Raw genomic sequence first — 20,519 nt, 5'->3', positions numbered from 1 at the left:
CCGCATGACCACCCGCACCGTACGGCGCAGCCGCGGCCCGCTGTTCCTCCTGGCGATGCCGCTGGCCTGGTCGCTGGCCGTCTTCGACCTGTTCGTGGTCGGCTGGATGGCGCTGTCGTCGCTCAAGACCACCAGGGAGGTCGTCCACGACCCGTGGGGCCTGCCGTCCGAGCTCCAGTGGGGCAACTACGGCGAGGCCTGGACCTCCGCCGCCTTCGGCGACGGCGTGCTCAACTCGCTGCTGCTGGTGACGGGCAGCGGTCTCGGCACGATCCTGCTGGCCGCGCCCGCCGCCTACGTGCTGTCGCGCTTCCGCTGGCGGCTGTCCGGCCCCGTCACCGTCTTCTTCGCGATGGGGCTCGGCATCCCTGGACCCGCCATCATGATCCCGATCTACCTCGGTCTCGACCGGATGGGGCTGATCGACTCGCTGGCGGGCCTGCTGATCGTCTACATCGCCACGAACCTGCCCTTCTCGGTCTTCTTCCTCACCGCCTTCTTCGCCTCGCTGCCCCGTGAGCTCGAGGAGGCCGCCGCGTTGGACGGCTCCAGCCCGTACCACACCTACTGGCGCGTCATGCTGCCGCTGACCAGGTCGGGGCTGATCGCGCTGTTCATCCTGCAGGCCATCGGCGACTGGGGTGAGACGTTCTTCGCCCTGTCGTTCCTGCGGGAGCAGAAGACGATCTCCCTGACGCTGCTGAACTTCATCCAGACGATGCAGTACACCGGCGCCCGCTGGTCGGTGCTGTTCGCGGGGATCTGCATCGTCGTCATCCCCCTGCTGCTGCTCTACCTGTGGATGAGCAGCCGCCTCATCGAGGGCATCGCCGCCGGATACGGGAAGTGACATGAAACGATCTTCTTGGTCGGCAGCGTCGCCGACATCACGGCGGACCTCGACGAGCCTGCGTGTGACCGCTGTCGAGCGCATCACCCTGCACGTCCCCTTCAGGGAGCGCTCACGGCCGTGGAACGACATCCTGGTCTCGGAGTTCGGCGTGGTGGAGGTGGTGCGCGTCCGCACGAACTCCCCCGGCCTGGTCGGGTACGGCGAGAGCCTGCCGCACTACACCTGGGCCAGGACCACCGACGAGAGCGCCGCCCGCGTTATGGAGCGCCACCCTGCCGAGCTGATGGCCGACGACTCGCTCGGCGCCGGCCTGCAGATGGCGCTCTACGACGTGGTCGGCAGGGCCCTCGGCGTGCCCGTGCACCGACTGCTCGGCCAGCCGATGGTGCGCCAGTGGTGCCCGCTGGCCTGGTGGAGCACCAAGATGCCACCCTCCGTGCTGGCGCAGGAGGCCGAGGACGCGCTCGCCGAGGGCTACCTCGCCCACAAGCTCAAGGCCAGACCATGGTTCGACGTCCACGAGCAGGTGGCCGCGCTCTCGGCCGTCACGCCCGAGACCTACGTGCTCGACCTCGACTGGAACGGCATGCTGCGCACGCCGGGCGAGGCGATCGAGGTGCTGCGCGAGCTGGACCGGCAGCCGCGCGTGGGCATGTACGAGTCGCCGGTGCTGCAGTCGGACGTGGCGGGACAGAAGGCCGTCCGCGCCCGGGTGAACAGGCCGGTCGCCGAGCACTACAACAAGGCGCTGTTCCCCGTGTGGATGAGGGAGGACGCCGTCGACGGCTTCGTGTCGTGCAACGCGGGCGTGGCGGGCACCCTGGCCCAGGGGCTGCAGGCGGCGGCCTTCAACAAGGACCTGTTCCTGCAGATCGTCGGGCCAGGGCTGACCACGGCGTGGACGCTGCACCTCGGCGCGGTGCTCACCCATGCCCGCTGGCCCGCCGTCACCTGCCTCAACGTCTACGCCGACGACCTGATCACCGAGCCGATCGAGATCCGCGGCGGCTACGCCAGGGTCCCCGAGGGGCCAGGACTCGGCGTCACCCTCGACGAGGACGCGCTGGAACGCTGGCGGGTGCCCGACGGCTTCACCCCCACGCCGCCCAGACGGCTGCTCGGCTTCCACCTCGGCGACGGGCGGGTGCGCCGCTACGCGGGCATCAAGCAGCTGTTCGAGGAGTGCAGGTATGTCGGCAACCTGCCGGTCCAGCCGCGCGGCGCCAGCCTGGACGTGCACGAGGACGACGGCACGGCGGAGTTCGACGCGCTCTACCGGCAGGCGGAGCGCGCCCCTGTCTGGGAGTAGCTCACTCCAGGCCGTCGCCGCGGAAGGTGCGCTGGACGCGCTCCAGGTGGGTGCGCATCTGCTGCTCGGCCAGCGCCGCGTCGCCGGTGCCGAGACCGAGCAGCAGGGCCCTGTGCTCGGCGTCGCTCTCCGCGTGCGACTCTCCGAGGATCTCCGTCAGCTCCTTGCCGCGCTCGCGCTCGGTGGCCAGCACGTCGGACAGCGCCTCGATCACCCCGCTGAAGAAGCGGTTGCGGGCCGCCTTGACGATGCCGATGTGGAAGGCCAGATCGAGCTCGACCCGTCCGCGCAGGTCGTCGCCCGCCTGCTCGGCCTCGTCGAGCAGGCTCCGCAGCCGCTCGAGCTCCTCGGGGGAGATTCTGGTGGCGGCCAGGCCCGCCGCCTTGGTCTCGAGAGCGAGGCGCAGTTCGATGAGCTCGTCGATGGCCGAGCCGTCGGCCTCCATGGCGAGCTTGAAGTAGCTGTGCACGGCCACCGGGCGCAGCTCGCTGACCACGGCGCGCTTGCCCTGGCGGGTGCGGATGACCCCCTGCTGGCTGAGCGCGCGCAGGGCGTCGCGCACGATGCGCTGGCTCACGCCGTACTCCTCGGCGAGCTTCGCCTCGGAGGGGAGCTCGTCGCCGTCGGCGAGCCCGTGGCGTCCGATGTGCTCGGTGATCAGAGCGGCGACGCGGGTGCCGAGAGGCTCGCGGTCGCGTGGGAGCGCACCGCTGGGCCCTGATGACTCTGGCACGACACCTCCACTAAAGACCTATGTTCCACGTCATCGTAGACCATCGAACCCCTTCGTCAGGCCCGCTTTTGTGCGGTGGCCCAACGATGGCGACCGTGGGCAACTTCCGACCCTTGACTTAGGTCCTTTCTCTTCGGAGGATGAGGGCACCCCACCTGAGGAGCCAGCGCATGCGCGTGACCGCCGTCCGGCAGTGGATCGTCGAGTTCGGTTACTACAACGCCATCTACGTCCGCATCGAGACCGACGACGGCGTGGAGGGCGTGGCCGAGGTCGCCATGCGCCGCCGCACCAGGACGGTCTCCGCGATCGTCGAGGAGCTCGGCGAGTACCTCGTCGGCAAGGACCCCACCCGCATCGAGCAGCACTCCGAGCGGATGTACCGCGACTCCTTCCTCGGCGGCACGCTGCTGACGATCGGGATGTCGGCCATCGACGTGGCCTTGTGGGACCTCAACGCGCGTGCGCTCGGCGTGCCCGTCCACCGCCTGCTCGGTGGGAAGTTCCGCGACAGCGTGCCGGTCTACACCCATGCCAGGGCGACGGAGACCCCCGAGACCTTCGCCCGGGAGGTGGCCGACCGCATCGCGATGGGCTTCACCGCCATCAAGACCACGCTGCCCGGCTTCTACACCAAGGTCTCCAGCGTCCACCACGAGACCCCGGCGGCCATCCCCGCCAGGCAGACCGAGACCGAGCTGCTGCCCAACTGGATCTGGCCGCTGCTCGCCGAGTACTTCGCCGCCGCGCGCGAGGTGGCGGGCCCTGACGTACACCTGATGCTCGACTGCCACGGCAGGCTGAACGTCGCCAACGCGGTACGGCTGTGCGAGGTGCTGGAGCCGTACCACCTGACCTTCATCGAGGAGCCGGTGCCGCCGGAGCGCCCCGAGTGGCTGGCCGAGGTCTCCAGGCGCTCGACCACGCCGATCGCCTCGGGCGAGCGGTGGGCCGGCCCGTACGCCGCCGCGCCCTTCCTCGAACAGCGCGCGGTCGCGGTGGCCCAGCCCGACGTCATCTTCTGCGGCGGGATCACCGCCGCCAAGCGCATCGCCACCCTCGCCGAGGCGAACGCCGTCTCCATCGCCTTCCACAATCCGTTCGGGCCGCTGGCCAGCGCGGCCACGTGGCACCTGGCCGCCACGCTGCCCAACCTCCTCATCTCCGAGTCGATGCTGACGCCCGAGCAGCTCGTCTTCTGGGACCGCTACACCGACGGCCCCCCGCAGGTGAGCGGCGGCGAGTGGCTGGTCTCCGACGAGCCCGGCCTGGGCCCGCGCCTGCGGATCGAGGAGCTCGTCAAGCACCCGTTCAGGCCCGAGTACGACCGCGGAGGCACCAGGTGAGAGGCGTCTGGCCGGCCGCGCTGACCATGTTCGACGCCGAAGGGCGACTCGACGAGGACGCCACCGCCGCGCACCTCGACCTGCTCGTCACCGAGGGCGTCCACGGCCTGGTCGTGGGCGGGACCAGCGGCGAGTTCGTCGCCCTCACCGACGCCGAGCGACGGCGGCTGCTCGAGGTGGCGGTCGAGGCCGTGGCGGGCAGGGTGGCGATCCTCGCCGGGACGGGGACCTACGCGACCTCCGCGACGATCGCGCTGACCAGGCACGCGCAGGAGGCGGGGGCGGCGGCCGCGCTCGTCGTCCTGCCGTACTTCCAGCGACCCTCGCGCGGGGAGGTCCTCGGCCATTACCGCCGCGTCGCGGCCGCCACGGACCTGCCGCTGTGGGTCTACAACATCCCCGCCAACGCCGCGACCGACCCCCTGACCACGGCCGACCTCGCGGGGCTCTACCGCGAGGGCGTGGTGAGCGGGGTCAAGAGCACGCTGCCGACCGTGCACCAGATCCACGAGCTGCGCGCGGCCACCGACGAGGGGTTCCGCGCGTTCTACGGCGGTTTCACCGCCCCGCTCGAGGCGATGGCGGGCGGCGCCCACGGCTGGATCAGCGGGCTGCTGAACGTCGCGCCCGCCACGGCCGTCGAGCTGTGGGAGGCGGTGGGCGCGGGCGACCTGCCGCGGGCCCGCGACGCCTGGGCCCGCCTGCTGCCCCTGCGCCGCCTGGTCACCGATCCCGCGGTGCGGGGCGCGAGCGACCTGGCCCTCTACCGGGGGTTGCTGCGGATCTGGGGACGGCCCGCGGGCTTCTGCCGCCCTCCGCTGCGCGACCTCGACCCCGCGGAACTGAGCATGCTGGAGAAGACACTCCAGGCCGCACCACCCCCACACGCGACCTCGACCCCGCCGCGCTGAGCAGGCCCGGAACTTCTATGTGCGGGTCCTCTTCAGCAGTATCGGCCCACAGCTCACCGCGAGTCTCGAAGTGCGTCGTCCTTCTGGCGACCGATCAGGCCGGGACGAGGCGCCGACATGAGGTCAGGCTGCCCAGCCGCGCAGCGCGGCGGGGATCGCCGAGCGGAAGGTGGCCTCGGCCGTGGCGGTGTCGAGGGCCCCGGCCAGTTCGAGCGTCACCAGACCGTGCAGGGTCACCCAGAGGGAGAGCGCGATCGAGGTCGCGTCACCCGAGAGCGCGGAGGCCGATCGAGCGTGGTCTATCGCCTCGATGAGCGGCCTGACGGGATCTGCGGCGCCCACTTCGCCGGACGGTTCGAAGCTCTGCACGCCGCCGAACAACACGGTGTAGAGGTGGCGGTGCTCGCGCCCCCATCGCCGGTACGCGACCGCCAGCGCATAGAGGTCGGCGAGAGGGTCATCGGAGGTCGGCGCCGCCGACAGTTCCCTGGACAGCCCGGCGACCGCCCTGTTGCGCACTTCGGCGATCAGCCCGTCCTTGCCGTCGAACAGCGAGTAGACCGCGGCGGTCGCGGTCCCGGCGGCGGCGGCCAGGGCTCGGATGGTGATCGACTCCCGTGGGCGGGTGGCGAACATCTCGGTCGCGGACTCGACGAGGCGGTCCTTCACGGTGTCGTCGTTCGTTCTCGGCCTTCCCACGACGACCAGCCTAGCCGAGCTGGTAGTGTTTCGAAACATCGTTTTGAAACAGCGTTTGGAAACTCATATGTCTCTCCCCGTCGCCATCCGCCTCCTCGGCCGTCTGATCCTGGCCCTGCTCGCCGTCGTGGGGCTGGCCGGGCTGTTCCTCGCCCTCGTCGTAGTGACGGACGGCGCGCGCTCCGGGCTCGCCGCCTGGCTGACCGTCCTTGGAGCCGGCATCATCGCCGCGCTATGGCGCGGCCGGGGCCGTACCTGGCCGGGCCGGCTGTGGCCCTTCGTCCCGGTGGTCGCCGCCGCGGCGCTCACCGCGTCAGTCTGCGTCCCCACCGTTCCCACGACCCGGCAGTACCCGCCTGACCTGCCCTTCGTCGCGACGGGGCACTGGAGCCTGAGCACGGGAAGCCGGGTCGCGGTCTACCACTATCCCCCCGCCGCCGACGCCTCCCGCCGTCCCACGCCGCTCGTCTACCTCCACGGCGGGCCCGTCCGCTCCATCTCCGTGCTCGACCACCGCTTCCTGCGGCTCCTGGCCGGACAGGGCTACGACGTGTACGCCTACGAGCACCCCGGCGGCGGGCGGAGCGACCTGCTGCCCATGGAGCAGTACACAATCTCCAGGTCCGTACGCGACCTCGCTGCCTTCATCGACCGCCTGGACAAGGGCCCGGCCGACGTCCTCGGATTCTCCGCGGGCGCGATCGTGCTCACCCGGGCCCTGGCCATCCCGGACACCGCCGCCCGCGTGCACCGGGCGATCATCGCCGAACCCGGCCCCATGGACGGCCCCACCGCACTGATCAACGGGCAACAAGGGCGACCGTCCGCGCGCGGCCTCGCCCCGGCCCCGACCGGAGGGCGGGCGACGCACGTCCCCCGGTACGCCGTCGCACTCGGCCTCATCCAACTCGGACTCCTGCCGCCCGAGACCGGCCTGATCACGCAGGCCGAAGGCGTCAACGCCTTCAAGGCCGCCGATCTCGGCAGCGACACGGCCTCCGCCTACTGCGCGCGCGACGCCGGCCGCATCCCAACCGAGGACACTGCGGAGAACTTGTCCTTCAACGCCGCCGCCAGCCTACGGATCCAGCAGACGATCAAAGACTCACCCTCTATCGTTCCCGGGCTGAGCCGCTCCCGGACCCCCGCAATGCTGATGATCGCCGAATGCTCCTCACAGACACGCCAATGGCAGACCAGCATCCTCGCCGCCGGCTCCGCCATCGAGCGAACCCAATACATGCCCGGCGTCGGACACCGCATGTGGAACGGCCTCGACGACAACAACGAGCGCGCCGCCGCCGTCATCACAGCGTTCCTCCAGGGCGAGCCGTCGCCGCTGCCCAATTACCCAACCCGCACTGGCATCTCCGCCTTCCTCCGCGACCACAGGTGAGGCTCGCAGCGGGCCGATGTCATCCCACCGGAGGTCCGCTCACGCCGCAGTGAGGTCGAGCCGAGTCTCCATGTCCAACCGAACCGGCCGTAGGGGTTCACATGGGCCCAGAACAGCGGGCTGAGCGCGCGCCGATCTTCCTCCGTCAGCTTGCCGGCCCACTGCGGATCTCGCAGAACGGCACCTGATCCACCCCCCTTCGGGATGGCCCTGGGGCGGCGCCGCCCATCGCCGCCGGGGTGCTCGGCGCCGCCGTACCGGCCCTGATCCTGCTGCGCGGCCGCACGAGCGGCGCCCACACCGCCCCCTCGACCCGGCAGCGGACCCCGGTCACCGTCACGCGCTGAGGCCGCCCTCTGCGGCCCTCACTGGAGCCGATCACCGGAGTGGACCTGGCGCCGGTGCTCGACGGGGCGACCAGCCACCGACCACGCGATCCGTCGTGTCAGCGGCCATGTCAGGACGATAGCGGCCCGGTATCAGACCCAACGGCGATGGTGGAGCCACGAACGGTTCAGCGATGGCGAACCGATCACCAGCAGGACCCCATTCCACCATCGTCCTTTCCCTTGCATGTCGTAACAGATTCGAAGGAGCACACCACCATGTCCCTCACCCTTACCGACCAGGACAAGGCCACCCTGCGCACCGCCGCCTACGGCGCCGTCTCCCTCATGGCCGCCGCCGACGCCACCGGCTCACCCCACAAGAGCGCCACCGAGGGCTCCATCGCCCTGTCCTCCGCCACCGGCCTGGTCGGCCACATCCTCGCCGCCAAGTCCAACGACATCCACCTGTACGGCAAGACCACCGCCGCACTCGCCGACCACGTCCTCCCCGCCCTGACCGAAGCCATGAGCCTGCTCAAGCAGCACGACCCCGCCGAAGCCGACAACTTCCGCAACACCGTCATCATCGCCATCGACGCAGCCGCCCGGACGCACCGGGGCCCGCTCAGCCCCACCCTGGCCGAGATGACCCGCAAGATCACCGAGGCCCTCGACGCCGCCTGATGGCCCGTCGACCAGCGGCTCGCTCGCCCTGGTCGACGCCGCCTGCATGGACGACCAGGTCCACCCGGACCACACCCGACAGCCGGGCGGCCGGCCCATCGCCGCCGACAGGATTCCGCTGCTCATCGCGCCCGCGGCCCGGCCCCCACCCCCATCGACCCCGAGTCGCTCGGCGAGCTCTCGCCTGAGCGCGACACCAGAGACGAGGAACAATGAAAACCCAGTCCCCATCAGCGATCACGGCGACCAGGCTGCGCGGCAGGGTCTCGCGGCGCGTGGCGGTCGGCGCGCTGGCGGCGGCGCTGCTGGCCGGGGCGGCCACCACCGGGACGGCCGCAGCCGACAGCGGGGCCGGCTCGAAAGCAGCCGCTGCCGAGCAGGACCGCCCGGAACTCCACGAGGCCATGCAGGCGTTCGTCGACGCCGGTTTCGCCGGGGTGCAACTGCGCGTGAACGACCAGCGGGGCGAGTGGACCGGCAGCGCCGGAGTGCGCGAGCTGGGCCAGAGCGCCAAACCGCCGACGAACGGAAGCTTCTGGACCGGCAGCGTCATCAAGCCCATCACCGCCACCCTGGTGCTGCAACTGGTGGCCGAAGGCAGGCTCGGGCTGGACGCCCCGGTGGCCGGCTACCTGCCCGAGCTCGGCCTGGACCGGCGGATCACCGTGCGGATGCTGCTGCAGCACACCAGCGGGTTGTTCAACTACACCGGCGAGTACTTCGAAGACGGCACGGTCAAGCCGGGCATCCCCGCCACCGGCGACGCATGGCTGGCCAACCGGTTCAAGACCTACCAGCCGCAGGAACTCGTCCGGCTGGCGCTGTCCAAGCAGCCGCGGTTCGAGCCGGGCACCGACCAGAACTACGCCAACACCAACTACACGCTGGCCCTGCTGCTGATCGAGAAGGTCACCGGCCGCTCCTACGCCGAGGAGCTGCAGCGGCGCATCCTGCGGCCGCTCGGGATGCGGGGCACCGCCGTGCCCGGCGCCCGGACGCGGCTCCCCGGGCCGCACGCTCACGGCTACTACCGCTACCAGGACGCCGGCCAGTGGAAGACGGTCGACATCTCCCGGCAGAACCTCTCGCTGCTGGCCGGCGCAGGGGACCTGATCTCGACCACCAAGGATCTCCACACGTTCGTCTCGGCGCTGAACGGCGGCAAGCTCCTGCCGCCCGAGCTGCTGGCCGAGATGCGCGAGCCGCACCCGAAGATGGGCTACGGCCTCGGGCTGTTCGTGCAGGACCTGGGCCCCAACTGCGGCACCGTCTACCAGCACAACGGCAGCCCCCCGCACGGCTACGGGGCGCTGATGTACAGCTCGCCCGACGGCAAGAGGACCCTGACCGCCTCGGTGACCTGGGTGGACGAGGTCACGAGAGGCCCGGCGAAGGACTTCCAGAAGCTGGTGGACGGGCTCGTCCAGGAGGTGTTCTGCGGCGGGCGCCGGATCGGCTGATGAGGCGGCCGGGGTGTCCCAGCCGACGGACCCACGCCATACCATTCCGTATGGTATGGTGATGGCATGGCAAGTAAACGTGACTGGCTGGAAGCGGGCCTGGAGGTTCTGAGCGAGGAGGGCGCGCCCGCGCTGACCATCGAGCGGCTGTGCGCCCACCTCAACCTGACCAAGGGCTCCTTCTACCATCACTTCGGGGGCATGGCCAGGTACAAGAGCGACCTGCTCGAGCACTTCGAGAGCGAGCACACCGGCCGCTACATCGACGGCGCGGAAAGCGCGGGAGACAGCGCCCAGGCCAAGCTGTACCACCTGCTCAACCTGGTGCTCGACGACAAGGACACCGACCACGACCTGGAGATCGCGGTACGCGCGTGGGCCCTGCAGGACGCGGAGGCCCGGGCGCTGCAGCGACGCGTCGACCGGCTGCGCGTCGACTATCTGCGCTCGCTGTGGCGGGATCTCGGCGGCTCCGAGGACGACGCGGGGCCCATGGGGCGCCTGCTCTACCTGGTGCTCGTGGGGGCGCAGCAGGTGGTTCCTCCCGTGTCCGCCGGCGAGCTGAAGGAGATCTACGCGCTGGCCCTGCGCCTGGCGCCACAGGAGAGGAGGAGCGAGTGAACGCGCTGGCCCGATGGGTGCCCCGGCTGATCATCGCGACGGCGGTGCTCCACTTCGTGTGGGCCTTCGCCCAGCCCAACTCGTGGGCGGTGATCGCACGTGAGGGCTTCTTCGCCACCAACGTCGACTCCGAGGCCGCCGACTACTTCGTGCACGAGGCGAGCATCTGGTTCATGGCCTCGGGCTTCGCGATGCTGGCCATCGGCACGCTCTCCGTCCACGTGGTGCGGGCGACAGGCCGGCTGCCCGCGCAGGTCGGCTGGTACATGCTCGTCATCGGGGTGCCGCTGTGCGTCATCTACTTCCCCGTGACGGGGAGCTGGGCGATGGTCGTCATCGGCGTGCTGGGGCTGGTGGCCGCGCGCCGTCCCAAGCTCGCCGCCGTCCGGGAGCACCGGCGGGCCGAGGGGACGACAGCCGACCGTCCGTGAGGCTGCGTTGACGCCTCTCCCACGCCCGACCTAAACTCATCACATAGTGAATTAGGGCGTGGAGAGGCGATCTCATGCGCAGGACACCAGCGGCCGTCATCAGCACCCTCTTCTTCGCCGCCGCCCCCGGCACCGTCGCCGTCCTCGTCCCGTGGTGGATCACCGGTTGGGAGTCGCGCAGCCCGCTGCCCGGCTGGGCGATGACCCCGCTCAGGGCGCTCGGGGCGCTCCTGGTCCTGGCGGGCTCGGCGATCATCGTCAACGCGTTCGCGCGGTTCGTTGTCGAGGGGCTCGGCACGCCGCTCCCCGCCGCCCCGCCCGAACGGCTGGTGGTCGGCGGTCTCTACCGGTACGTGCGCAACCCCATGTACGTGGCGGTGTTCTCGGCGGTCATCGGGCAGGCGATGCTGCTCGGCCAGCCCTCGCTGCTGCTCTACGTCGCGGTGGTGGCCGTCCCCGTCGTCGCGTTCGTCCGCTGGTACGAGGAACCGACGCTACGGGCGAAGTTCGGCGCCGACTACGACAGCTACCGCTCGAAGGTGCCCGGCTGGTGGCCGCGCCTGCGTCCCTACCGGCCATGACCGCGTGACTGAACTCGCCATCAATACCTAAATAAGCCGACAAATCATCACAGGTGAGAGCGGCCTGGACCGCACCGCGGGGGAGGACCCGAGGCGAGCATTCTCGTCTCACTCGTCCACGATACGGAGCAGCACATCCATGGCTGAGAACAAGGTGGTCCTGGAAGAGGCGGCCCAGCGGTTCGCCGATGCCAATTCCAACGAGCCGTACATCTACCAGCTTCCTCCCGAGCAGGGCCGTCAGATCCTGGAGGACCTCCAGTCCGACGCGAGCGTGCCCAAGCCCGAGGTCGGCGACGAGTGGGTCACGGTCGAGGGCGGGCCCACCGGCAGCGTGCGGGTGCGCGTCGTCAAGCCCGCCGGCGCCACCGGCACCCTCCCGGTGATCTTCTACATCCACGGCGCGGGCTGGGTCTTCGGCAGCGCCAACACCCATGACAGGCTCGTGCGGGAACTGGCCGTACGCAGCAGGGCCGCGGTCGTCTTCCCCGAGTACGACCGCTCGCCCGAGGCGAAGTACCCGACGGCGATCGAGCAGAACTACGCCGCCGCCCAGTGGGTGGTGAACAAGGGCGCGGAGAAGGGCCTGGACGGCTCCCGCATGGTGGTCGCGGGCGACTCCGTCGGCGGCAACATGGCCGCCGTCCTGGCGATCATGGCGAAGGAGCGCGGCGACGTCGGCCTGAAGGGCCAGGTCCTGTTCTACCCGGTCACCGACGCCTCCTTCGACACCGGCTCCTACCAGCAGTTCGCGCTGGGCTACTTCCTCAACCGCGACGGCATGAAGTGGTTCTGGGACCAGTACACGGCCGATCCCGCCCAGCGCGCCGAGATCCACGCCTCACCGCTGCGCGCCGGCCTGGACGATCTCCGGGGGCTGCCGCCCGCGATGGTCCTGAACGGCGAGGCCGACGTGCTGCGCGACGAGGGCGAGGCCTACGCCAACAAGCTGCGTGAGGCGGGCGTCCCCGTCACCGCGATCCGCTTCCAGGGGATGGTCCACGACTTCGTCATGGTCGACCTGCTGCGTGACACCCAGGCCAACCAGGCGGCGCTGGAGGTCTCCACCGCCTTCATCCGCAAGCTCCTCGGCACCGACTCCTGACAGGACAGAGCGATCTCCCCGCCGGGACGACATCACGCGGCGTTCCGGCGGGAGGCGGTCCGCGCCCGGCCGTGCGAGCAGCCGGCCGTGGAGCGCCTCGCGGTCGCGCTGCGTCACAGAGTGACCGAGACGGCTACGGAGGGTCATTCTCGTTGACGTTGGGCGAAATAGTGTGACTCGTGACAACCAGAACCCCGGGTGAGACCGTCGAACCATTGAGCACGCGCGCGCATGGGGGCTGGATTGGTTCCGGGTTACCGCGAAGTACGTCAGCTGGGCGCCGGCCGTACCGGCCGGGTGTTCCTCGCCACCTACCAGTCCACGGGCGCATACGTGGCGATCAAGTACCTGAACGCGACGCTGCGCAGGGACGAGGAGTTCATGTCCCGGTACGGGGCCGAGACGCCCGGCCTCGTGGAGATCGACGATCCCAACGTCGTGCGCTTCTACGAGTACGTCGAGACCCCGACCAGGACCGCCGTGGTGATGGAGCTGGTCGACGGCGTGTCGCTGCGGGCGATCCTGTCCGAGCACAGGAGGACCAGCCCCGAGGCCGCCCTGGTGGTGCTGAAGGGGACGCTGCTCGGGCTGGCCGCCGCACACGAGCGGGGCATCGCGCACAGGGACGTCAAGCCGGAGAACGTGCTGGTCCAGGCCGACGGGACCAGCAAGCTGGCCGACTTCGGCCTCGCGGTGCACGTGGAGGAGCCGGGGGTGCCCGCAGGCAGCCCGCCGTACATGGCGCCCGAGCTGTGGACCCAGGGGGCGGCGGGCGTGCTGGCCGACCTGTACGCGGCGGCGTGCGTGCTGTTCGAGTGCGTCACGGGGCGGCAGCCGTACCGGGCGCCCGACGTGGCGGCGCTGCGCGACAAGCACCTGGTGGAGCCCGTGCCCGTGGAGGTGGTGCCCGAGGCGGTGCGCGAGCTGTTAAGGCGCGGGCTGGCCAAGGACCCCGCAGGCCGGCCCCGCTCGGCCAGGGAGTTCGCCGCCGAGCTCGAGGTGGCCGCCGTGACGGGGTTCGGCGCGGAGTGGGAGAAGCGGGGGCGCAGGCACCTGGGCGAGCTGGCGACGCTGCTCGCGCTGCACTACCCGCTGGCCAACCCGGGCTCGCCGCAGGAGGCGCCGGTCAAGGGCGCGCTGGTCAGGCAGTGGCGGATGCCGAGGCTGCCGCCCCACCTCTGGATCGCGGGCGGCGCGCTGGCCGCGACGCTGGTCGCGCTGCTGCTCAGCGGCGGACGGCTGCCCGACCCCGGCACCTTCCTCGCCCCTCCCCCCAGGTCGCCCTTCGAGCTGGGGGCCACCCCCGTCGACTCCGAACCTGCGGCGACGAGACGCTCCACCCCCAAGACGTCGAGAAGCGCCGCTCCGACGCCTGTCAGGACCCCCGCCCCGACGACGGCGGCGCCCCGGACGACGACGCCGAGGAGCACGGCGCCCGCCGCCCCTCCCACCCCGCCGACCTCGCCGCCGCCGTCCTCCAGCGCGCCCTCCCCCACCGGGACGACGGGCAGGGCGGCGGCGCTGTCGCCCGCGGTCACCTCGGCCGACATCGTCACCTGGAGCGGGTCCGCGGGCGCGGTGCGGATCGCCGCCGAGGGGACCGGCCCGGTACGGCTGCGCGTCAGCTACACCCGCAGGGACGGCGAAGGCCCCTCGCGCACCCTCCACGAGGAGGTCAAGCAGCTGTCGGGCAAGACCTCCTACACCGTCGCGCTGCTGCGCGACCTCGGCACGGTGGCGTGCGGGAAGCGCGCCCACTTCGGGTTGATCGTGCAGACCGAGCGGGCCGCGGCCAACGGGCCGCAGATCTCCGAGGTGCCGGTGGACGGCCCGCCGTGCGAGAGCCCGTCGGACCGCGCGTCGGCTCCCACATCCTCCTCCACGACCGCCGGCCTCTCCCCTCCCGCCTCCTCCTCTTCGACCACCGCGCCCGCCACGGTCCCCGATCCGCCCTCGACGGCGCCCGCGCCGAGGATCACCTCCGAGCCGCCCGCGCAGGAGCCCGAGCCCGACGGGAACCCGACCGGCGAGCAGGCCTCGGAGGGCGACCTGCCCCGTCAGGAGGACTCCTAGCCCGCTCTTGTGACCCAACCAAGCGTGCGCTAGCTTGGCAGGCGATGGACGCCTACTGGGCCGCCTGCGCGCGCGGCGAGTTGGTCATTCAGCGATGCACGGCCTGCGGGCGACGGGTCCACCTGCCCGCCGCCGAGTGCCCCTGGTGCGGCGGCGGCGACCTCCCCTTCGAACCGGTCCGCGGCGAGGGCGTCGTGCACACCTTCACCGTCGTCCACCGCTCGTTCGTCGGGGAGTTCATGGGGCGGGAGCCGTACGTGCTGGCCTGGGTGGACCTGCCCGAAGGGGCGCGCGTGCTCGGCCAGGTGGTGGAGTGCCCACCCGAGCGGGTGCGCGTCGGCATGCCGGTACGGGTGACGTTCCGCGACGAACTACCGCAATGGAGGCCCGCTTGAACGTATTCATCCCCGTGGAGGACGTCGGCAAGGCGATCGAGTTCTACGGGCTGCCCGTGCGGTTCAGGGACGGCGACAGGTTCGCGCTGCTGGAGGGCGGCATCGGGCTGGCGGGACCTGACGAGCACCTGACCGGCTCCACGGCCGTCTGCCTCAAGACGGAGGACCTGGCGCGGGCCGTACAGGACCTCCTGGACAGGGGCGGCGCGCTGGTGCGCGGCCCCGAGGCCGGCCCGCACGAGACGCGCGCGGTCCTGCGCGACCCCTCAGGAAACCTCTTCGTGCTCTACTCCCCAGGAGGTTCTCGATGACGCCCTACGGCAACTACGGCCACGCGCTCCTGACATCGGGGGCGGCGAGAACCCCCGACCAGGTCGCGCTCACCTACTGCGGCGAGCAGAGCTTCACCTACGACGAGCTGAACAGGCTCGTCAACCGGCGCGCGCACGCGCTGCTCGCGGCGGGGGTACGGCCGGGCCAGCGCGTCGCCGCGCTGCTGAACGAGACGCTGAGGGTGGCGGAGGTCTACCTCGCGCAGGCCAAGATCGGGGCGATCACCGCAGCGCTCAACCCGTACTGGCCGGTGGAGACGCTGCGCGCGGTGGTCGCCTCCTCCGGGTGCACGGCCTTCGTCCACGACGCCACCGTGGCCCACGTCGTCGAGGAGATCAGGCCCTCGCTGCCGGAGATCACCACGTGGATCTCCGCCGAGGACCTCGACTCAGGCGAGGAGGGCGAGCCCCCTCTCGGCGCCTTCTTCGACGACCCGCTGGCGCTCTACTACACCTCGGGCACGACGGGGCTGCCCAAGCCCGTCGTCCACACGCACGCCTCGTCGCTGGCCACCGCGCAGATCTGGCTGGACGTGCCGCGCGCCCCCGGCTCGGTCTTCGGCACCGGCGCGATCATCTGGGGCATCGGCTTCCCCGCGATCGTCGGGCCCGCGCTCTACGCGGGGATGCGGCTGGTCCTGGAGCAGGACTGGGGCCCGGCCAACTTCCTGAAGGTCGTCCCGCGCGAGAAGGTCACCCACGTCTCGCAGATCCCCTCCTTCTACGCGGCGCTGCTCGGCGACTCCGCGCACGAACCGGTGGACCTGTCGTCGATCAGGGTCATCATGCTCGGCGGCGAGCCGCTGACCGCCTCGCTGCTGGCCCGGATCAAGCAGCGCCTGCCCGAGGCGGGCGTCTACTCCTACTACGGACAGACCGAGGCCCCCTACACCTGCATGGGCAGGGTGGACGACGGCTCCACCCCGCTCGGCTCCTCGGGAAGGGCCCGCACGGGCTGCGCGGTCGCCGTCACCGACCCCTCGGGCGCACGCGTCGTCGACACGATCGGCGAGATCAACCTGGCGGGGCCGCACCGGATGTCGGGCTACGACCTGCTGCCCGACAGGACCGCCGAGGTGCTGCGCGGGGAGTGGTACGTCGGCGGCGACCTCGGCACCGTGTCGGCGGACGGGGTGCTGCGGGTGCTCGGGCGGCGAGAGGACGCGATACTCAAGGGCGGCGTGTGGACCCAGCCCGCCGCCGTCGAGGAGGCGGCCACCGCGCTCGACCCCGTGGCCGAGGCGGGCGCCGTGGGGATCGGCGACGGCAGAATCCTGCTGGCGGTGGTGCCGAGAGCCGGACAGACGCTCGACTCCTCCAAGCTCTCACTCGAGCTCGCCGACACGCTGCCGCCGCACCAGCGGCCCGACGTGATCGTGGTCGCCGAGTCGCTGCCGCACGCCGAGGACGCCTCAGGCGGCCCCGGCAAGCTGCTCCGGCGCGAGATCCGAGAGAAGTACCAGCACCTTGTGGACTGAACACGAGGTCAAGGAGCTGCTCAGGCAGGCGGGCGTCCCGGTGCCCCGCGGCGTCCGCGACCCCGCGCTCGCCGGCACGCTGCGAGCGCCGCTGGTGCTGAAGGCGGCGGGGCTGCTGCACAAGTCCGACGCGGGAGGGGTCAGGCTCGGCCTGACCCACGACACGCTGGGCGCCGCCGTCGCCGAGATGCGTGAGCGGCTGGGCGACGGCTTCCTGGTGGAGGAGCAGGCCCCCGAGGGGGTCGAGCTGATCGCCGGGCTGATCCGCGATCCCGCCTTCGGACCCGTCCTGCTGGCGGGCCTGGGCGGCGTGTGGACCGAGGCGCTGCGCGACACCGCCCTGCGCCTGTGCCCGATCTCCGAGAGCGACGCCCGGCGCATGCTGGCCTCGCTGCGCGGCTCCTCCCTCCTGTACGGCTACCGCGGCTGGCCCGCCGTCGACGTGGACGCCGTGGTGAAGCTGCTGATGACGCTCGGCGGTCCCGGCGGGTTGTGGGAGCGGCTGGAGCTGGGCGAGTTCGAGCTCAACCCGGTGATCGCCACGCCGTCCGGGGTGATCGCGGTGGACGCGCGCTACCTCCCCTCCCCCCGCCCTCCCTCGGCCGCCCCGCGCGCCGCGGCCGACTTCACCCCGCTGTTCGAGCCGCGAGCGGTGGCCGTGGTGGGCGCCTCCACGAGCAGGCCCGCCTTCGGGAACATGTTCCTCGACTTCTACCGCGCCGCCGGGACGCCCGTGGTGGCCGTCCACCCGACGGCCACCTCGATCGGCGGGGTGCCCGCGGTGCCCACCCTCGCGGCGGCCGAGGTGGACTACGCGCTGGTCGCGGTGCCCGCCGCCGCCTGCGCCGAGGTGGTACGGCAGGCGCGCGGCGTGCCGTACACGCAGGTCATGAGCGGCGGCTTCGGCGAGGCGGGGCGCGCCGACCTGGAGGAGGCGCTGGTGGCGGCGGCCCGTGAGGCGGGCACGCGGCTGCTCGGGCCGAACTGCATGGGCGTCTACTGCCCGAAGGGGCGGCAGACGTTCGTGGGCGGCGGCGTCGGGCCCGAGGGGAGCGTCGCGCTGATCTCGCAGAGCGGCGGGCTGGCGGGCGAGGTGATCAAGGTGGGTGAGCGTCGCGGGCTGGCCTTCAGCAGGGTCGCCACCCTGGGGAACGCGGCCGACGTCACGCCCGCCGAACTGCTCGGGTGGCTCTCCCGCGACCCCTCGACCTCCGCGGTCGGGCTGTACCTGGAGGACCCCCGCGACGGCCTCGCCCTCTTCTCGGCGCTGTCGTCCTGCCCGCTGCCCGTGGTGCTGCTGGTGGGCGGACGCAGCGGCCAGGGGCGCAGGGCGGCCGCGTCCCACACGGGCGGGATGGTGAGCGACGCGCGGATCTGGCAGGCCCTCGCCGACCAGACCGGCGCCACCCTCGTGACCACCCAGGACGCCCTCGTCGGCGCCCTCGCCTACTTCCAGGCCCACACCCCCCGTCCGCTCGCCGACCCCGCCCCCACCCCGCGGGGCCTCGATCCGGGGGAGCGCCGGACGGCCGGGGTGTTGGTGGTCGGGCCCAGCGGGGGCGCCGGCGTGCTCGCCGCCGACGCCTTCGACGAGGCGGGGCTCACCCTCGACCCGCTCCCTGACGACGTGCTCGACGACCTCAGGGCGCTCGGCCTGGGCGCCGGCAGCTCGCTGGCCAACCCGCTGGAGGTCCCCGTGGGCCCCCGAGGCAGGCCCGACCTCGTCAAAGAGGTGATCACCGCCGTCACCGGGCGCCTGCCGTACCGGGATGTGGTCGCGCACGTCAACGTGCAGAGCTTCTTCACCTACGGCACCACCGCCGACCCCCTGCTCGCCTACGCCCGCCACCTCGGCGAGGTCCGCGGCGTCAGGGTCACGCTGGTCACCAGGAACGGCGAGTTCGCCCCGCCCGGCGTCGAGGACGAGCTCATGGCCATCGCCGCCGCAGCCGGGATACCTGTCTACCGATCCATGGAGGCGGCCGCGATCGCCGTCGCCGCCGGACAACGTTTCTGCGGAGGCACCGATGGGACTGCTTGACGGCAAGGTCGCGCTGATCACCGGCGGGGCGCGGGGCATGGGCGAGGCGCACGTGCGGCTGTTCCTGGAGGAGGGCGCGAGGGTCGTCTTCGGGGACGTGCTCGACGACGAGGGCAAGGCGCTGGCCGAGGAGACCGGCGCGACCTACGTGCGCCACGACGTCAGGAGCGAGGCGGAGTGGGGGCGCGCGGTCGCGACCGCCGTCGAGACGTACGGCAAGCTCGACGTCCTGGTCAACAACGCGGGGATCATCAAATTCCGCAGGATCGCCGAGATGCCGCTGGAGGACTTCGGCCAGGTCATCGACGTGAACCTCAAGGGCACCTGGCTGGGCGTCAAGTCGGTCATCGAGCCGATGAAGGGCGCTGGACGCGGCGCGATCGTCAACATCTCCTCCATCGAGGGCTTCATCGGCGCGGCGGGCCTGTCCGCCTACGCGGCCTCGAAGTTCGGCGTGCGAGGGGTCACCAAGGCGGCCGCCCGCGAGCTGGCGCCCTTCAAGATCCGGGTCAACTCGGTGCATCCCGGCGCGATCAACACCTCGATGGCGACCGACCCCGACCTCATGGCCGAGGTCGACGGAGAGGCGTTCGTCAACTCGATGGTGATCAAGCGGTTCGCGAAACCCGTCGAGGTCTCGCACGTGGTGGCGTTCCTGGCCTCCGACCGGTCGAGCTACTGCACGGGCAGTGAGTTCACCGTGGACGGAGGCCTGCTGACCGGGGCGGGCTACTGACGCGAGGCCGGGAGGCCAGGGCCGTCCTGGACTCTGACCGCCAGGCCGTCCCGTCCTCCTTCGGCGAGCAGGAGGTGACACCTGCCCGTCGAGGCGATGCCGTCATGGGCCGGCGGCGAAGCCGGCCATGCGACCTCGACGGGCGCGGCGCGGCCCACGAGGCCACCGGAGAGCGCCTGGGCCAGCACGATGAGCGCGAGTGTGCCGTAGAGGATCTTCACTTCGGGTTAGACCCACAGAACACGCCAACGGTTGGTAACGATAAGGCAACGGTGCGTGACGGCCTTCCTATGGAGGCTCAGGCGCCGATCCACGCCGACGGGGTGATGAACAGCCCGGTCGCCTCCACCAGCGACTCACCGTCCGGCAGCGAGATCCTGCCCTCGGCCCAGGTCTTGCGACCCTCGGTGCGGGTGTACTCCGCGGTCGCCACCAGCGGCGTGCCGTACGGCACGGGCCTGCGGTAGCGGACGGTCAGCGTCCCGGTCATGCCCGCCGAGCCGGCGGCGGCGACGGCCTGGCCGAGCAGGTGGTCGAGGATCATGGCGCTGATGCCGCCGTGGACCGCGCCGGGCGGACCCTCGTGCAGCGGCCTGAACACCACCTCGGCCCGCACCCCTCCGTCGCGCACCTCGATGAGCAGAGGCAGGGCGTGCGGGTTGGCGCCGCCGGTGACGGCGTTGCCGAGGTGCCTGAGCGTGCCGTCAGGAGCGATCTCGAACGGCTGGGGGGTCTGGCGCAGGACCGAGCGCAGCCGTTCGTTGACGGCGGTCAGGGCCGCGTGCGCGGCGGTGAGGTCGTCCTCTCCGACGTCGGTCAGCGCGACCGCGTCCATCAGCTCACGGGTCTGCTGGGCAAGAGCGCAGAGGGCGGCGAGGCGGGATTCCTCGGTGCCGAGTTCGACCGACATGCGGGACACCCTAGCGAACCCTTTAGGTAGATCTTTTCCGCATTTGTCGGGGTTTGGGAGATATTTCTGGAAGCGTCTTGACCTGCAGTTTCATCC

21 protein-coding genes are annotated in these 20,519 nt (G+C 71.4%); 17 read left to right on the top strand and 4 right to left on the bottom strand.

The window, feature by feature from the left end; genetic code table 11:
• Window positions 1–4 precede the first annotated feature (4 nt).
• Complete coding sequence (locus tag ABFX50_RS30695) at window positions 5–850, top strand: carbohydrate ABC transporter permease (protein ID WP_183648311.1); 846 nt, start codon at window positions 5–7, stop codon at window positions 848–850.
• A gap of 64 nt (window positions 851–914) precedes the next feature.
• Window positions 915–2,162, top strand: coding sequence for a mandelate racemase/muconate lactonizing enzyme family protein (locus tag ABFX50_RS30690; RefSeq protein ID WP_346151167.1), 1,248 nt, complete (start codon window positions 915–917; stop codon window positions 2,160–2,162).
• A gap of 1 nt (window position 2,163) precedes the next feature.
• Here ABFX50_RS30690 and ABFX50_RS30685 read toward each other — a convergent pair whose 3' ends face one another.
• The gene (locus ABFX50_RS30685) at window positions 2,164–2,895 is read right to left on the bottom strand and encodes a FadR/GntR family transcriptional regulator (protein ID WP_346151165.1); all 732 of its coding nucleotides are present in this window, start codon (window positions 2,893–2,895) and stop codon (window positions 2,164–2,166) included.
• Window positions 2,896–3,065: 170 nt separating this feature from the next.
• Between ABFX50_RS30685 and ABFX50_RS30680 the strand changes: the two genes are divergently transcribed.
• Window positions 3,066–4,241: a mandelate racemase/muconate lactonizing enzyme family protein gene (locus ABFX50_RS30680; protein ID WP_346151163.1), complete on the top strand. Its 1,176-nt coding sequence runs from the start codon at window positions 3,066–3,068 to the stop codon at window positions 4,239–4,241.
• Window positions 4,238–5,152, top strand: a complete 915-nt coding sequence (locus ABFX50_RS30675) for a dihydrodipicolinate synthase family protein (protein ID WP_346151161.1) — start codon at window positions 4,238–4,240, stop codon at window positions 5,150–5,152. Before ABFX50_RS30680 ends, ABFX50_RS30675 begins: the two co-directional genes overlap by 4 nt.
• A gap of 123 nt (window positions 5,153–5,275) precedes the next feature.
• On the opposite strand, the gene ABFX50_RS30670 is transcribed toward ABFX50_RS30675, so the two are convergent.
• Window positions 5,276–5,851 carry a TetR-like C-terminal domain-containing protein gene (locus tag ABFX50_RS30670; protein ID WP_346151159.1) on the bottom strand — a complete coding sequence of 192 codons (576 nt, stop codon included), beginning with the start codon at window positions 5,849–5,851 and terminating at the stop codon, window positions 5,276–5,278.
• Between the two features lie 67 nt (window positions 5,852–5,918).
• Between ABFX50_RS30670 and ABFX50_RS30665 the strand changes: the two genes are divergently transcribed.
• From ABFX50_RS30665 to ABFX50_RS30605, 13 genes are all read left to right on the top strand, one after another.
• A complete protein-coding gene (locus tag ABFX50_RS30665) occupies window positions 5,919–7,247 on the top strand; it encodes an alpha/beta hydrolase (protein WP_346151157.1) in 1,329 nt (442 codons plus the stop codon).
• A 605-nt stretch (window positions 7,248–7,852) separates the two neighbouring features.
• Window positions 7,853–8,260 (top strand): hypothetical protein, encoded by a 408-nt coding sequence (locus ABFX50_RS30660; protein WP_346151155.1) that lies wholly within the window; start codon window positions 7,853–7,855, stop codon window positions 8,258–8,260.
• A 212-nt stretch (window positions 8,261–8,472) separates the two neighbouring features.
• A complete protein-coding gene (locus ABFX50_RS30655) occupies window positions 8,473–9,720 on the top strand; it encodes a serine hydrolase domain-containing protein (protein WP_346151153.1) in 1,248 nt (415 codons plus the stop codon).
• Between the two features lie 66 nt (window positions 9,721–9,786).
• Window positions 9,787–10,341, top strand: a complete 555-nt coding sequence (locus ABFX50_RS30650; protein ID WP_346151151.1) for a TetR/AcrR family transcriptional regulator — start codon at window positions 9,787–9,789, stop codon at window positions 10,339–10,341.
• On the top strand, window positions 10,338–10,772 hold the full coding sequence (locus tag ABFX50_RS30645; protein WP_346151149.1) for a DUF6463 family protein: 435 nt from the start codon (window positions 10,338–10,340) through the stop codon (window positions 10,770–10,772). The genes ABFX50_RS30650 and ABFX50_RS30645 overlap by 4 nt, the downstream gene beginning before the upstream one ends.
• Before the next feature lie 74 nt (window positions 10,773–10,846).
• Window positions 10,847–11,353, top strand: a complete 507-nt coding sequence (locus ABFX50_RS30640) for a methyltransferase family protein (protein WP_346151147.1) — start codon at window positions 10,847–10,849, stop codon at window positions 11,351–11,353.
• Window positions 11,354–11,492: 139 nt separating this feature from the next.
• Entirely contained in the window at window positions 11,493–12,458 is a 966-nt protein-coding gene (locus tag ABFX50_RS30635) for an alpha/beta hydrolase (protein ID WP_346151146.1), read from the top strand.
• Window positions 12,459–12,689: 231 nt separating this feature from the next.
• Entirely contained in the window at window positions 12,690–14,531 is a 1,842-nt protein-coding gene (locus tag ABFX50_RS30630) for a serine/threonine-protein kinase (RefSeq protein WP_346151144.1), read from the top strand.
• A 44-nt stretch (window positions 14,532–14,575) separates the two neighbouring features.
• Window positions 14,576–14,926, top strand: coding sequence for a Zn-ribbon domain-containing OB-fold protein (locus tag ABFX50_RS30625; protein ID WP_346151143.1), 351 nt, complete (start codon window positions 14,576–14,578; stop codon window positions 14,924–14,926).
• Window positions 14,923–15,237: a VOC family protein gene (locus tag ABFX50_RS30620; RefSeq protein WP_246451946.1), complete on the top strand. Its 315-nt coding sequence runs from the start codon at window positions 14,923–14,925 to the stop codon at window positions 15,235–15,237. The genes ABFX50_RS30625 and ABFX50_RS30620 overlap by 4 nt, the downstream gene beginning before the upstream one ends.
• Entirely contained in the window at window positions 15,234–16,736 is a 1,503-nt protein-coding gene (locus ABFX50_RS30615; protein ID WP_346151142.1) for a class I adenylate-forming enzyme family protein, read from the top strand. The genes ABFX50_RS30620 and ABFX50_RS30615 overlap by 4 nt, the downstream gene beginning before the upstream one ends.
• Window positions 16,726–18,777 carry an acetate--CoA ligase family protein gene (locus ABFX50_RS30610; protein WP_346151140.1) on the top strand — a complete coding sequence of 684 codons (2,052 nt, stop codon included), beginning with the start codon at window positions 16,726–16,728 and terminating at the stop codon, window positions 18,775–18,777. Before ABFX50_RS30615 ends, ABFX50_RS30610 begins: the two co-directional genes overlap by 11 nt.
• On the top strand, window positions 18,764–19,513 hold the full coding sequence (locus ABFX50_RS30605; protein WP_346151138.1) for a glucose 1-dehydrogenase: 750 nt from the start codon (window positions 18,764–18,766) through the stop codon (window positions 19,511–19,513). The genes ABFX50_RS30610 and ABFX50_RS30605 overlap by 14 nt, the downstream gene beginning before the upstream one ends.
• On the opposite strand, the gene ABFX50_RS30600 is transcribed toward ABFX50_RS30605, so the two are convergent.
• Together ABFX50_RS30600 and ABFX50_RS30595 are read right to left on the bottom strand one after the other, a co-directional pair.
• Window positions 19,507–19,734 (bottom strand): hypothetical protein, encoded by a 228-nt coding sequence (locus tag ABFX50_RS30600; protein WP_346151137.1) that lies wholly within the window; start codon window positions 19,732–19,734, stop codon window positions 19,507–19,509. The genes ABFX50_RS30605 and ABFX50_RS30600 overlap by 7 nt on opposite strands.
• A gap of 77 nt (window positions 19,735–19,811) precedes the next feature.
• Window positions 19,812–20,423 (bottom strand): PaaI family thioesterase, encoded by a 612-nt coding sequence (locus tag ABFX50_RS30595; RefSeq protein WP_346151135.1) that lies wholly within the window; start codon window positions 20,421–20,423, stop codon window positions 19,812–19,814.
• Between the last annotated feature and the right edge of the window lie 96 nt (window positions 20,424–20,519).

The sequence above is a fragment of the Nonomuraea recticatena genome (assembly GCF_039533245.1).
Taxonomy (GTDB): domain Bacteria; phylum Actinomycetota; class Actinomycetes; order Streptosporangiales; family Streptosporangiaceae; genus Nonomuraea; species Nonomuraea roseola.
The sequence above is the reverse complement of the archived record's forward strand: the minus strand, read 5'-3'. Positions and strand labels throughout refer to the sequence as shown.

Bases quoted from the DNA above. Each gene is read 5' to 3' on its own strand.
- ABFX50_RS30655 (WP_346151153.1), top strand. From the start codon at position 8,473: ATGAAAACCCAGTCCCCATCAGCGATCACGGCGACCAGGCTGCGCGGC.
- ABFX50_RS30640 (WP_346151147.1), top strand. From the start codon at position 10,847: ATGCGCAGGACACCAGCGGCCGTCATCAGCACCCTCTTCTTCGCCGCC.
- ABFX50_RS30615 (WP_346151142.1), top strand. From the start codon at position 15,234: ATGACGCCCTACGGCAACTACGGCCACGCGCTCCTGACATCGGGGGCG.
- ABFX50_RS30660 (WP_346151155.1), top strand. From the start codon at position 7,853: ATGTCCCTCACCCTTACCGACCAGGACAAGGCCACCCTGCGCACCGCC.
- ABFX50_RS30630 (WP_346151144.1), top strand. From the start codon at position 12,690: ATGGGGGCTGGATTGGTTCCGGGTTACCGCGAAGTACGTCAGCTGGGC.
- ABFX50_RS30695 (WP_183648311.1), top strand. From the start codon at position 5: ATGACCACCCGCACCGTACGGCGCAGCCGCGGCCCGCTGTTCCTCCTG.
- ABFX50_RS30650 (WP_346151151.1), top strand. From the start codon at position 9,787: ATGGCAAGTAAACGTGACTGGCTGGAAGCGGGCCTGGAGGTTCTGAGC.
- ABFX50_RS30635 (WP_346151146.1), top strand. From the start codon at position 11,493: ATGGCTGAGAACAAGGTGGTCCTGGAAGAGGCGGCCCAGCGGTTCGCC.
- ABFX50_RS30665 (WP_346151157.1), top strand. From the start codon at position 5,919: ATGTCTCTCCCCGTCGCCATCCGCCTCCTCGGCCGTCTGATCCTGGCC.
- ABFX50_RS30625 (WP_346151143.1), top strand. From the start codon at position 14,576: ATGGACGCCTACTGGGCCGCCTGCGCGCGCGGCGAGTTGGTCATTCAG.
- ABFX50_RS30605 (WP_346151138.1), top strand. From the start codon at position 18,764: ATGGGACTGCTTGACGGCAAGGTCGCGCTGATCACCGGCGGGGCGCGG.
- ABFX50_RS30680 (WP_346151163.1), top strand. From the start codon at position 3,066: ATGCGCGTGACCGCCGTCCGGCAGTGGATCGTCGAGTTCGGTTACTAC.
- ABFX50_RS30595 (WP_346151135.1), bottom strand. From the start codon at position 20,423: ATGTCGGTCGAACTCGGCACCGAGGAATCCCGCCTCGCCGCCCTCTGC.